At 32.8% G+C, this 13,054-nt stretch carries 10 protein-coding genes; 8 read left to right on the forward strand and 2 right to left on the reverse strand.

The window, feature by feature from the left end:
• The first annotated feature begins 121 nt into the window (after positions 1-121).
• The 3 genes from B2989_RS03020 to B2989_RS03030 are packed head-to-tail and all read left to right on the forward strand — an operon-like array spanning position 122 to position 2,861.
• Positions 122-2,065: an amino acid ABC transporter substrate-binding protein gene (locus B2989_RS03020; protein WP_292943936.1), complete on the forward strand. Its 1,944-nt coding sequence runs from the start codon at positions 122-124 to the stop codon at positions 2,063-2,065.
• A gap of 21 nt (positions 2,066-2,086) precedes the next feature.
• Positions 2,087-2,629 carry a DUF922 domain-containing protein gene (locus B2989_RS03025; RefSeq protein ID WP_292943938.1) on the forward strand — a complete coding sequence of 181 codons (543 nt, stop codon included), beginning with the start codon at positions 2,087-2,089 and terminating at the stop codon, positions 2,627-2,629.
• 1 nt (position 2,630) lies between these two features.
• The gene (locus tag B2989_RS03030; protein WP_145000324.1) at positions 2,631-2,861 is read left to right on the forward strand and encodes a DUF3820 family protein; all 231 of its coding nucleotides are present in this window, start codon (positions 2,631-2,633) and stop codon (positions 2,859-2,861) included.
• Positions 2,862-2,885: 24 nt separating this feature from the next.
• Here the strand turns inward: B2989_RS03030 and B2989_RS03035 are convergent, their stop codons facing one another.
• Positions 2,886-3,761: a cation diffusion facilitator family transporter gene (locus tag B2989_RS03035; RefSeq protein ID WP_292943940.1), complete on the reverse strand. Its 876-nt coding sequence runs from the start codon at positions 3,759-3,761 to the stop codon at positions 2,886-2,888.
• A gap of 280 nt (positions 3,762-4,041) precedes the next feature.
• On the opposite strand from B2989_RS03035, the gene B2989_RS03040 reads away from it, so the two are divergent.
• The 3 genes from B2989_RS03040 (at position 4,042) to B2989_RS03050 (ending at position 8,475) form a co-directional block, all read left to right on the forward strand.
• Positions 4,042-5,658, forward strand: coding sequence for a CTP synthase (locus tag B2989_RS03040; protein WP_292943942.1), 1,617 nt, complete (start codon positions 4,042-4,044; stop codon positions 5,656-5,658).
• An 84-nt stretch (positions 5,659-5,742) separates the two neighbouring features.
• On the forward strand, positions 5,743-7,647 hold the full coding sequence (gene yidC, locus B2989_RS03045; RefSeq protein WP_292943944.1) for a membrane protein insertase YidC: 1,905 nt from the start codon (positions 5,743-5,745) through the stop codon (positions 7,645-7,647).
• Positions 7,648-7,785: 138 nt separating this feature from the next.
• Positions 7,786-8,475 carry a toxin-antitoxin system YwqK family antitoxin gene (locus B2989_RS03050; RefSeq protein ID WP_292943946.1) on the forward strand — a complete coding sequence of 230 codons (690 nt, stop codon included), beginning with the start codon at positions 7,786-7,788 and terminating at the stop codon, positions 8,473-8,475.
• A 110-nt stretch (positions 8,476-8,585) separates the two neighbouring features.
• Here B2989_RS03050 and B2989_RS03055 read toward each other — a convergent pair whose 3' ends face one another.
• Positions 8,586-9,992: a fasciclin domain-containing protein gene (locus B2989_RS03055; protein ID WP_292943948.1), complete on the reverse strand. Its 1,407-nt coding sequence runs from the start codon at positions 9,990-9,992 to the stop codon at positions 8,586-8,588.
• A gap of 181 nt (positions 9,993-10,173) precedes the next feature.
• Here B2989_RS03055 and mnmA point away from each other — a divergent pair, with 181 nt between their 5' ends.
• Entirely contained in the window at positions 10,174-11,364 is a 1,191-nt protein-coding gene (mnmA, locus tag B2989_RS03060) for a tRNA 2-thiouridine(34) synthase MnmA (RefSeq protein ID WP_292943950.1), read from the forward strand.
• A gap of 24 nt (positions 11,365-11,388) precedes the next feature.
• Positions 11,389-13,020, forward strand: a complete 1,632-nt coding sequence (locus tag B2989_RS03065; RefSeq protein WP_292943952.1) for a S8 family serine peptidase — start codon at positions 11,389-11,391, stop codon at positions 13,018-13,020.
• Positions 13,021-13,054: the final 34 nt, after the last annotated feature.

Raw genomic sequence — 13,054 nt, forward strand, 5'->3', positions numbered from 1 at the left:
AAATGTTGGGCGTTACCACAAGGGTCGCGTCTTCCATTATATCTTTTTTTTGCCATATATGGCAGCAAAAAAAAGGATGCCATTACAACCGCTAACGCAGTTTGAAACGTATAAATAACATATGAGAAAATTAATATATATCTTAAGCGTAGTCGTAATGTTTGGCTGTGCTTCCGCGAAAGCGCAAAATTACAAAACGCATAAAGTAAATGCAGGAGAAACTATAGAGCAAATTGCTGCAAAATATAGTGTTACAAAATCTCAGATTTATGCATTAAATCCAGACGCTAGAAAAGAAGTAAAAGTAAATTCTGTATTAATAATTCCAAATAGTAAGGCAGCACAAGCTTCACCACAATTAACAGAGGTTAAAACGTTAGATGGTTTTAAAACCCATAAAGTTAAACGTAAAGAAACCCTATATAGTTTATCTAAAAAATACGATGTAGAGCAAGAGGAAATTAAAAAGCATAATCCAGAATTATATGCTAATAATTTGCGTAAAGGTGATAAAATTAAAATTCCAGTTTACAAAGTAACCAAAGCTGTTGTTGAGGTAAAATTAGCCACAAAAAGCCATACTGTAAAACCAAAAGAGGGTAAATGGCGTATTGCTTATCAATATGGTATAACAGTGCAAGAGTTAGAGGATTTAAATCCTGATATGTCAGCTGTTTTACAACCAGGAGAAGTTATAAATGTTCCTAATCTAGAAGCTGAAGAAGTAAAAACAATTGATGAAAAATACAGTTATTATACAGTTTTAAAATCTGAAGGGTTTTACAGACTAAAACTTAAAACCGGATTAGAACAGGAGCAATTAGAGCAATTAAATCCAGAGCTTTTAACAACAGGGTTAAAAGAAGGCATGGTTTTAAAAATTCCGTTTGATTCTGATGTTAGAGCAAAAAATGAAGGTTTAGGTATCACTTTAGCAGGAGAGAAGTTGTTTACATCAGATTTAACAACACGTAATTTGGATGCAAATACAAAACACATAGCAATTATGCTGCCTTTTAAATTAACTAAGGTAGATGCAGACTCAGTTTACGACGCTAAAAAGCTAATTAAAAACGATCCTTATGTTAGTACCTCTTTGGATTTTTACTCAGGAGCTAAAATGGCAATAGATAGTTTAGCAACTTTAGGAATAAATCTTAAGGTAGATGTATATGATACAGAAAATAGAGAAAGTAAAGTTGTGTCATTATTACAATCTAATAATTTTGACGATGTAGATGTAGTGATTGGACCAGTAATGCCAAAACTTTTTAATACTGCAGCAGCAACACTAAAAAGTAAAAAAATACCATTAGTATCTCCAATAACCAAAACGGTAGACTTACAAGAAAATGTATTTCAATCTAGACCTGACGAGGCATTGTTAAAAGAAAAACTATTAAATTATTTTAAAGCAGATAGTACATCACACTTTATAATCGTCTCTGATATAAAAAATAAAGTAACAGCAGATGCGCTTAAGGTGTCATTCCCTAAAGCTGCTATGGTAAAATCTAGAAAAGTTGCTAAGACAGGAGCAGATGCTTATTACGTATTTGATCAGGATATGGTTAATGTGCTTAAACCAGGTAAAAATATTGTCTTTTTAGAAACTGAAAATGCAGGATTTGTATCAAATGTTTCTAGTATCCTAAATTCTAAAATTAAACCAAATATGTCTGTCGTATTAACAACTACAGATAAAAATAATGCGTTTGAGGATGATGAGGTTAGAAGTACACATTTGTCTAATTTAGGATTTACCTATGCGTCCATTAATAAGTCTTTTAGCGAAGATGAAAATAACAGTTTTGCAAAACGTTACAAAGCAATGTATAATGAGTCACCAAACACATACGCTGTAAGAGGATTTGATTTAACAATGGATGTTGTTTTACGTTTAGTAACTTCAGAGGATATTTATACCTCTGTAAACGAGTCTCCATTGACAACTTATGTAGAAAATAAATTTGCATACAAAAAGAAATTATTTGGAGGGTATTATAACAATACAGTATACATTGTTAAATATCAAGATTTAAAAATAGTAGAAGTAAAAAATTAAAAAGTAGTCGTTTTTATAATCATGTTTAAGTACGTATTTATTTGCTTGGGGTTTTTCTTGTTACACAGTGATGTAATGGAAGAGCTGTCATGGAGTGAAAATTACAAACTTAATTGGGATGATTTTAAAGGACAACCTAATCAGGATACAGATGCTGTTGCAGTAACAGCATCTGGTATTACTTTTAGTTACTCTATTAACAAACGTGATGATAAAGTCTATGGTTTTAAAACCTTAGTTAAAGCGTTTTTTTATCCAGAACATTCTTGGTGCAAATCTGACCAAGTAGATAAACACGTTTTAGGTCACGAGCAATTACATTTTGATATTACAGAGTTGCATGCAAGGCTATTTAGGCAACGCATCGCTGCAATTAAGCCACATGAAGATTTGGCTAAAACACTTCAAGAGATGCATAGTGCGATTGATAGTCAATTAGCAGAGATGCAAAATACGTACGACTTACAAAGTGAATATTCTATTAACGTCGATGGTCAAAAAAAATGGAAGGACAGTATTGCTGTGCGACTAAAGGCTGTAAACAAGTTTAAATCTAAAGGATAATTTGCTTCAACCAGACAAAGATTTTTTAATTAAATTGGCACATACCAAAATGCCTTTTGGTAAATACAAAGACCGTTTTTTGATAGACTTACCAGAGTACTATATTGTTTGGTATCATAATAAAGGATTCCCTAAAGGAAAACTAGGCGAAATGTTAGAAACTGTTTATACGGTTAAATTAAATGGATTGGAAGATTTAATTCGTAACATAAAAAAACAATATCCTAAATAGACTTCTTAGTGGATTTTAAGCTTATTAATAGTTTTCATTAGGCTCTATATGAATAAGCACGTGTCCTAAATTTGGAATTTGTTCTCGCAAATAGTCTTTTAAGTTGTGTGAAATGTCGTGTCCTAGTTTTACTGAAATATTACCATCCACAATAGCATGTAAATCAACATTAAACTTCATGCCAGCTTTACGTATAAAACATTTTTCGGTACCTAAAACACCTTTCACTTTTAAGGATTGTTCTCTAATGTCAATAATTAGATCATCATAAACTTGCTCATCCATGACTTCACCTAAAGCAGGTCTTAAAATTAAATAACTATTATATAATATAAAGGCTGACGCAAATAAAGCAGCCCAATCATCAGCAGTTTCAAATCCTTTACCAAAAAGTATTGCTATAGAAATGCCAATAAAAGCCATTATAGATGTTATAGCGTCACTACGATGGTGCCAAGCATCTGCTTTTAATGATGAGCTATTGGTTTGTTTGCTTTTCTTTATTACAATCTGAAACGCTATTTCTTTCCAAATAATAATCACACCTAACACAATTAGTGTCCATGATTTAGGTGTTTTATGAGGCGTTAAAATGTTATGAATACTTTCTGATGCAATTATAGTCGCAGACACAACTAAAAAGGCAACAACAGCAAAAGTGATTAAAGGTTCGATTTTTCCATGACCATAAGGATGATTTTCATCTGCAGGACGTTTTGCATATTTAAAACCAAATAATACTAATAGTGAAGCAAATATATCTGTTGTGGACTCAATTGCATCTGCGATTAATGCATAAGAGTTTCCAAAAACACCTGCTAATCCTTTTATAAGTGCAAGCAATGTATTTCCAATAATACTAAAGTAAGTTGTACGTATTGCAGTTTGCTCGTTAGTCATTGTATAGGTTTGATTTTTTAATCCTTCTAAAAAATACGTAAAGTTATAGTAATAACCATGTAAAAACGGTATCACTAAGCAATTTGATTAAATTAAAATATAATCAGTTGTTTTTTAAAGCCTAATGGAAGAAGCAAAGTTTAGGTTATTAAAATAATTAGTAGATGTAAGTGCTAAGTTGCTCATAAAAAAATATAAAAAAGAGTTGTAAAAATAAAACAAGAAAGACCAACAGTTTCTACTTAAAAATCGTAAATTTGCTCGCGTTTAACAACGCAACATGACATCAGAAACTAAGTACATATTTGTAACAGGAGGAGTAACATCTTCCTTAGGAAAAGGAATTATAGCAGCATCTCTTGCTAAACTACTTCAAGCGCAAGGTTACAGAACCACAATCCAAAAATTAGACCCTTATATTAACGTAGATCCAGGTACGTTAAACCCATATGAGCATGGCGAATGTTATGTTACAGATGATGGTGCAGAAACCGATTTGGACCTTGGACATTATGAGCGTTTTTTAAACGTACCAACTAGTCAAGCCAATAATGTTACGACTGGACGTATTTATCAAAGCGTTATAAATCGTGAACGTAAAGGTGAGTTTTTAGGAAAAACAGTACAAGTTATCCCTCATATTACAGACGAAATTAAACACAGAATCCAAATCCTAGGTAACTCTGGAGATTATGATATTGTTATTACAGAAATTGGTGGAACCGTTGGAGATATTGAGTCCTTACCATACATTGAAGCAGTAAGACAATTAAAATGGGATTTAGGTGATAATAATGCATTGGTCATTCACTTAACATTAATTCCATATTTAACAGCAGCTGGAGAGTTAAAAACAAAACCAACCCAACATAGTGTAAAAACTTTAATGGAAAGTGGTGTACAAGCAGATATATTGGTTTGTCGTACAGAGCATGAATTACCTTCAGATCTAAAAAGAAAATTAGCCTTATTTTGTAATGTACGCGAAGAGGCAATCATACAATCTATTGATGCATCAACAATTTATGATGTGCCAAATTTAATGCTTGAAGAAAAACTGGATCAAGTTGTACTTAAAAAATTAGCATTAAATAGTGATGTTCCTGATTTAACAACTTGGAATAAGTTTGTACAGAGACATAAAAATCCAAAATCTGAAATTACAATCGGATTAATAGGTAAATATGTAGAGTTACAAGATTCTTACAAGTCTATATTGGAAGCATTTATTCATGCTGGAGCAGAAAATGAAGTTAAAGTAAATGTAGAGTCTGTACATTCTGAGTATTTAAATGCAGACAATATTAAAATGAAGTTATCACACCTTGATGGTGTATTAGTAGCTCCAGGTTTTGGAGAGCGTGGTATAGAAGGAAAAATAACAGCAATTAAATATGTACGCGAAAACAACATTCCGTTTTTAGGAATTTGTTTAGGTATGCAAATGGCAGTTATTGAGTTTTGTCGTAACGTCATGGGATTAGCAGATGCTAACTCTACAGAAATGGATCCTAAGACTACAAATCCAGTTATTGATATTATGGAAGACCAAAAAACCATCACAGATAAAGGAGGAACAATGCGTCTTGGTGCTTGGGATTGCCATATCGAAAAAGAGTCTATAGCTTATAAAGTCTACCAATCTCAAGATATTAAAGAGCGTCATAGACATAGATATGAGTTTAATAGTAATTTTAAAACTCAAATCGAAGCTGCAGGATTAAAAGCCACAGGTTATAATCCTGATACAAAATTGGTCGAAATTGTTGAAAACCCATCTCATCCTTGGTTTGTTGGTGTGCAATACCACCCAGAATATAAAAGTACAGTAGCCAATCCACATCCTTTATTTGTGGCATTTGTAAAAGCAAGTTTAAAGCACAGTAAGAAAAAATAAGTGTCAATTTGACACCAATTTAAAAGTGGTCGTATATTTGACTAATTAATTATTCCTTGAATAAGTTAGAGGAACCAAACAATTATGGAAGAAAAAAAACTAGACGTTAAGTCGATAATAGGATTTGTATTAATTTTCGGAATCTTATTATTCATGATGTGGCAAAACCAGCCATCTCCTGAAGAGCTTAAAGCGCAAGAGGTAGAAAAGCAAGCTCAAATTGAGGCTCAGAAAAAAGTAAATGCTACAGCTCCATCAGAGACTAAAGTTACTACTGCATTAGATTTTTCTAAACCAAAGGACTCTACTCAAGTAGCAGCATTACAATCAAAAATCGGTGATTTTGCTTATTCTTTAGCGACTACAACTACTACAGATAGTGAGGTATTGGTTGAAAGTGATTTATTAGCATTAAAGTTTAACACAAAAGGTGGTCATCTGTCAGAGGTTAAACTTAAAAACTTTGTAAACTTTGATTCTATTCCAATTTACTTAGTAAAGGATGGTAATTCGGTATTTAATATCAATTTCCAAACAACAGATAATCGTACTTTAAATACTAAAGATTTATATTTTCAGCCTACAGTAACTAAAAGTGGAGAAAACACAGTAGTGTCCATGAAGTTAAAAACTGCAGAAGATAAATTTTTAGAGTATAATTATGTAGTTAAGCCAAACGATTATATGGTAGATTTTACCATTAAATCTCAAGGTTTAGAGTCTGCTATAAATACGTCAAATCCTATTAATTTAGATTGGACACAAAAAACGATAAGACATGACCAAAGTATTAGTTACGAGAATAGATACACACGTTTAACTTACCAAACAGATGGTGATGTAGACAAGTTATCCCAAATGGGTGACGATGATGAGGTTGAAGAGGACGTAACATGGTTATCTTACAGACAACACTTTTTTAGTACTATTCTAGTGTCTGATAAGGCGTTTAAGGAAGTTTCAATTACATCTAAAAACTTAGTAGAAGACGAAGCGGTAGATTCTGTATTTACAAAACAATTTTCTACTAAAACTGCATTAGCTTTAAATGGAGCCTCAATTAACAACAATTTAAAGTTGTATTATGGTCCAACAGATAGCGAGATTTTAAAAAATTACGATGATAATTTAGTAGAAAGTATCCCATTTGGATGGGGAATTTTTGGATGGATTAACAAGTTTTTATTTATTCCATTATTTAACGGATTAAGTTCGTTTTTACCTTACGGAATTGCAATTATTGTAATGACAGTACTTATTAAGTTAGCCATGTCATTTGTACAATACAAGCAATACTTATCGCAAATGAAGCTTAAAGTTTTAAAACCAGAACTTGATGCTATCAGAGAAAAGTATAAAGACAACAAAATGAAGGCGCAACAGGAAACTATGGCACTTCAAAACAAAGCAGGAGCAAGTCCTTTAGCAGGATGTTTACCAGCATTTATTCAAATGCCAGTATTTTATGCTTTATTTATGTTTTTCCCGACTGCATTTGCTTTAAGACAGAAAAAGTTTTTATGGGCTGAAGATTTATCTTCTTATGATGTTGTTGCAGAATTACCTTTTAATATTCCATTATATGGAGATCACGTAAGTTTATTTCCAATATTAGCTGCAATCGCTATTTTCTTTTACATGAAGTTAACGACTGGTCAAAATCAAATGTCAGCACCACAACAAGAAGGGATGCCTGATATGGCTAAGATGATGAAGTATATGATATACTTTGCTCCAATCATGATGTTAATTTTCTTTAATCAATACGCTTCAGGATTAAGTTTATACTACTTTATTTCTAACTTAATTAGTATTGGTATTTTATTAGTAATCAAGAATTTTATATTAGATGAAGATAAGATTCATGCTAATATTCAGGTTCAAAAAGCTAAGCCTAAAAAAGAAAGTAAGTTCCAGAAAAAAATGAAAGAAATGATGGAACAAGCTGAAAAACAAAAACAAATGCAACAAAAAAATAAAGGAAAATAATCTCTTTATTTAAAATTAATAAAAAAAGCTGTCTGCTATAATTTTAGTTTGGCAGCTTTTTTGTTATAACAAATGTTTAATATTAACGTTAAACCGTAAGGCATGGTTTCCGCGAAAGCGATATAAAGTAACGATACAATGAAAAAAACAAGTTTTTTATTATTCTGTTTATTTGTCACAAGTCTAGTGATGGCTCAAAGTTTAAATCAGTTTGACGCTAATGCACAACGTCATGGTACCTGGAAAAAGAATTTTGACAATACTAAAGTGGTAAGATATGAAGGCCAATTTGACCATGGTAAGGAAGTAGGAACATTCAAATTTTATAAAAATATAGATAATAAAGCGGTATTAACTGCTACCAAGGTTTTTAACAGTAACGATAATGTTGCTTTAGTAACCTTTTATGCTAGTAATGGAAAAAAGATAAGTGAAGGTAAAATGCGTGGTCATGATTATATTGGTAAATGGGTAATTTATCATAAAAATGTAGACCAAGTTATGACGCAAGAATTATATAATGACAAAGGTAAGCTTGAAGGAGAACGTTTGGTGTTTTATTTAAATGGTCAAATAGCCGAAAAAGCATATTACATGGACGGATTATTACATGGCGAATCTAAATGGTATGCAGAAAATGGTACCATAATGAAACTAATAACTTATAACGCTAATAAGTTTGAAGGTGCTTATAAAACCTACACTAAAGATGGTGTTATAGCTGTAGAAGGTTATTACAAGGACGACGTAAAATGTTGTGTATGGAAACGTTATAAAGATGGAAAGTTAGTCGAAGAAAAAGACTTAGATAAAAAAGCGAAAAAATAAGCTTTAGTTACTATAAATTAAAAAACGCCTTAATGTCTTAAGGCGTTTTTTTTTGCTATCAAAATGTTAGTTTTAAAGGGAATAAACTATTTAATTAAGACTTTATATTCTTATTGTAATGGTAAAATTACTTTATCAATTGGGTGTACAACACCATTAATTGCTTGAATATCTACCAATGATGTAACAATGTTACTTACTCTTCCATTAGGATCAGTTAAAGTAAAGTTAGTTGCGTCTGCAGTAATATCTCCACCTAATGTTGTTACTGGTCCACTCATTAGCATACTAGATTGTACATTAGCTCCAACAATGTGGTACGTTAGTACAGCGTCAACTGTAGCAGTATCTAAATCTGTTAAAGCAGTTGCGTTTAATTCCATTAATAAACTTCCAAAAGCAGCATCAGTTGGAGCAAATACAGTAAATGGTCCAGCTGTTGCATCAGATACAGTAGTAATATAAGGTACAGTTGGTGTCCCAGAATCTGCGTATTGTAATGCAGCAACTAAATTGCTTAATGCAGGATTTGAAGTTGCAAACGTTGCTATAGTTGGTAAATCTATTACAGTATCTACTGCATGGATAATTCCGTTTGTACCTACTACATCTGCAGCAGTTACTGTAGATATTCCGTTAAAACTAACACCATTTGTAGTGTCAAAATATAAACTTAAAGCGTTTCCTCCAAGACCACTAGCAGAGGTGTTTGTGTATCCAGAAACTAAAGTAGTTAAGTCGGTAGACGATAATGCACCACTAACAACGTGATTTAATAATAACTCAGATAATGCATCTGTTGGTACATCTGCCAAAGCTGTTCCGTTTAAATATGTTGCAAATGCAGTATTGTCTGGAGCTAATACTGTAAAAGGTCCTACTCCTGATAATACATTTACTAAATCACCATCTGCAGCACCTAAAGCTGCTACAAGACTTGAAAAATTAGCATTATTTACTGCGTGATCTACTACTGTAGGTAAAGCAATTACTTTATCTACAATATGTACGATACCATTAGATGCAGTGACATCTGCAGTTGATACTTCAGACACATTGTTAAATACTACACCATTAGAAGTATCAAATAATAAACTTATTTTATTATCTCCTGCACCATCAGCCAAAGTATTAGTGTAACCACTACCTAAACCTACAAGGTCTGTTGATGTAACCGTACCACTTATTACATGGTTTAGTAATGTTTGTGCTAAGGCAGCGTCTGGAATATCTTGTACTGTTGCCCAACCATTATCAGACATAAATTCTGCAAAAGCTTCATTTGTTGGTGCTAATACTGTAAAAGGTCCAGGTCCACTTAAAGTAATGGCTAAATCTGCTTCCACTACTGCAGCAACTAAACTACTTAAACTTGCTGTTGCTTGGGCTGTTTCAACAATATTTAAAGTTGTTGGCGTTGGTGTTGGCGTTGGTGTTGACGCATCGTCATCGTCACTACATGACCATAACACAAAAGTTGCTAAAAATAGTAGCGATAATTTTTTAATCGTTTTCATAATAAAGTTTTTTAATAGGTTTGTTTAACAAAACTATAAAAAGATTAAACAAAAAGAATTAAAGATTTGTTAAAGTTATTTAAATGTTTATTTGTCAGGCATTTATTAAGTCATTCCATTTATATATATGTGTTTGATTTTTTTTAGAAAGACTTATCTTTGCAGTCTATTAAAATTAGTCATGAAAAAAAGAGTTATTGTTGGATTATCAGGAGGAGTGGATTCTAGTGTTGCTGCGTATTTATTAAAAGAGCAAGGTTATGAGGTTATAGGTCTTTTTATGAAAAATTGGCACGACGACACTGTAACAATTTCTGATGAGTGTCCTTGGTTGGATGATAGTAATGATGCTATGTTGGTCGCAGATAAATTAGGAATACCTTTTCAAACTGTAGATTTAAGCGAACAGTATAAGGAGCGCATCGTAGATTATATGTTTGACGAATATGAAAAAGGTCGCACACCTAATCCAGATGTTTTATGTAATAGAGAAATTAAGTTTGATGTCTTCATGAAAATCGCCTTAGATTTAGGTGCAGATTACGTGGCTACAGGTCATTATTGCAGAAAAACAACCATTACAAAAAACGGAGAAGAGGTACACCAATTATTAGCAGGTAAGGATCCAAATAAAGATCAATCTTACTTTTTATGTCAATTATCTCAAGAGCAATTGGCTAAAGCATTGTTTCCTATTGGTGAATTATTAAAACCAGAAGTTAGAGAAATAGCTAAAGCTCAGGACTTAATAACTGCAGATAAAAAAGATTCACAAGGATTATGTTTTATAGGTAAAGTTAGATTGCCAGACTTTTTACAACAACAACTTAAGCCTAAAGAAGGTGTTATTGTAGAAATACCAAGAGATAATTCATTTTATAATGAAACGCTTCCTAGTTTCAATAATAAATTAGAAGAATTAAAATATCGTTCTAGAAAACCTAGCTATAGTATAGCTGAAGGTGTAGTAAAAGGAAAGCATCAAGGCGCACATTATTTTACTAAAGGACAACGTAAAGGATTAGCAGTAGGTGGTACAGCAGAACCATTATTTGTGATAGATACAGACGTTACAGAAAATGTTATTTATACAGGCCAAGGGACAACACACCCAGGATTATATAAAAATGTTTTATTTGTATCTAATGAAGAGTTGCATTGGGTTAGAGAGGACTTAGCATTAGCTACAGACCAAACCATGGAAGTGTTAGCAAGAATAAGATATAGACAAGTTTTGCAAAAAGCAACATTACATAAAGTAGAAAGTGGTATGTATGTAGAATTTGAAAACCAACAATCAGCTATTACTGAGGGACAATTTGTTGCTTGGTATTTAGAGGAAGAATTAGTTGGTTCAGGTGTAATTTCTTAACTTGCAGTAACAAAAGTTACTGTTATGAAAAACCTACTTCTTTTTTTCGTTTTAACCTATTCTGCATTGTCATTTGGACAAGAGCATGCTTGGGTCTATTTATCGGACAAACCTAATAGCGCAGCAGCATTAGCAAATCCCAATACAATTTTAACACAAAAAGCGCTGGATCGTAAAGCAGCTCATAATGTTGTTGTAGATTTTAAAGACGTTCCTGTGGAAGAAAGTTACATTGCACTTATCAAATCTCAACCAGGTGTTACTGTAATGTCAAAATCAAAATGGTTTAATGCCTTGCACGTTATAGGTAATCCATCAGATATCATGGCGTTAAATACCTTAACCGTTAATAGTACTACTATAGTTAGTAGTATAGATTTTGCAGACGATAATTTTGACGCCAGAATAAGTCAAAATCTAGATAAGCATGAGTTTGAAGCTAGTCTAACTACATTTAATTATGGTAATGCAGCAAATCAAGCAGTGATGATTGGTGCAGACGACTTGCACCAACATCCAGATAGTTATACAGGTTCTGGTATGACCGTCGCAGTTATAGATGCAGGATTTACAAATGTTGGTACCATGAATGGTTTTCAGCGTTTGCGTGATAATGGTGGTATTTTAGGAGGTTATGATTTTGTAGACAGAAACACAGATGTATACGCTTACACAGGAAACTCTCATGGAACATGGGTATTAAGCGATATGGCTGGTTATTTACAAGATGAATTTGTAGGTACTGCTCCAGATGCAAATTATTATTTATTTAGAACAGAAGATGCAGCTACTGAAACCCCTTTAGAAGAAAGTCTATGGGTTGAAGCAGCAGAGCGTGCAGATAGTTTAGGTGTAGATGTTATAAATTCGTCTTTAGGATATACCACTTTTGATAATCCTAATTACAGTTATACTCCTGCCGAAATGGATGGTAACACAGCCTACATTACCAAAGGTGCAAATATTGCTTTTCAAAAAGGGATCTTAGTTGTTAATTCTGCAGGTAATTCTGGTAGCGGAAGCTGGCAGATTGTTGGAGCTCCAGCAGATGCATCTGGTGTATTTAGTATTGGTGCTGTAAAGGCAGATGGTACTTATGCATCATTTAGTTCTAGAGGTAGCAGTGAACAACCAACTCAAAAACCAGATGTCGTGGCCCAAGGTCAAGCCAATTATATTATTACAACTTCGGATGTGGTTACCACATCTAATGGTACCTCATTTAGTTCGCCAATTATGGCAGGTGGAATCGTTTGCTTATGGCAAGCGCTACCTAATCTTTCAAATGCCGAAATCATGCAGTTAGTTCGTGAATCTGCTTCGCAATACAATGCGCCAGATTTCTTTTTAGGCTATGGTATTCCTGATTTATCTTTGGCTTTAGCACAAGGTTTGTCTGTAAACGAGTTTCAAAATGAAAGCGTAACATTAAAGTTATATCCTAATCCAGTGTCTAATCAATTAACTATTCAAATTCCTAGTCAATATGAAGAAGCTAGAGTTAGATTATATGACGTTTTAGGAAAGAAAATTATTGATACAAAGATAACCGCAATCAATAAAACAATAAACACAAGCGCATTGTCTAAAGGTGTTTATTTAGTTAAGGTTGAATCTGAAGGTTTAGCGATTACTAAAAAGATAATTAAAAACTAGAGGTTACAACTAACGTATATCGCCTTCGTTTTTA

The sequence above is a fragment of the Olleya sp. UBA1516 genome (assembly GCF_002323495.1).
Taxonomy (GTDB): Bacteria; Bacteroidota; Bacteroidia; order Flavobacteriales; family Flavobacteriaceae; genus Olleya.

What these genes read in the sequence shown, in the direction of transcription:
- B2989_RS03020 (WP_292943936.1), top strand. Translation starts at nt 122, where the DNA reads ATGAGAAAATTAATATATATCTTAAGCGTAGTCGTAATGTTTGGCTGT.
- B2989_RS03025 (WP_292943938.1), top strand. Translation starts at nt 2,087, where the DNA reads ATGTTTAAGTACGTATTTATTTGCTTGGGGTTTTTCTTGTTACACAGT.
- B2989_RS03035 (WP_292943940.1), bottom strand. Translation starts at nt 3,761, where the DNA reads ATGACTAACGAGCAAACTGCAATACGTACAACTTACTTTAGTATTATT.
- B2989_RS03040 (WP_292943942.1), top strand. Translation starts at nt 4,042, where the DNA reads ATGACATCAGAAACTAAGTACATATTTGTAACAGGAGGAGTAACATCT.
- yidC (WP_292943944.1), top strand. Translation starts at nt 5,743, where the DNA reads ATGGAAGAAAAAAAACTAGACGTTAAGTCGATAATAGGATTTGTATTA.
- B2989_RS03050 (WP_292943946.1), top strand. Translation starts at nt 7,786, where the DNA reads ATGAAAAAAACAAGTTTTTTATTATTCTGTTTATTTGTCACAAGTCTA.
- B2989_RS03055 (WP_292943948.1), bottom strand. Translation starts at nt 9,992, where the DNA reads ATGAAAACGATTAAAAAATTATCGCTACTATTTTTAGCAACTTTTGTG.
- mnmA (WP_292943950.1), top strand. Translation starts at nt 10,174, where the DNA reads ATGAAAAAAAGAGTTATTGTTGGATTATCAGGAGGAGTGGATTCTAGT.
- B2989_RS03065 (WP_292943952.1), top strand. Translation starts at nt 11,389, where the DNA reads ATGAAAAACCTACTTCTTTTTTTCGTTTTAACCTATTCTGCATTGTCA.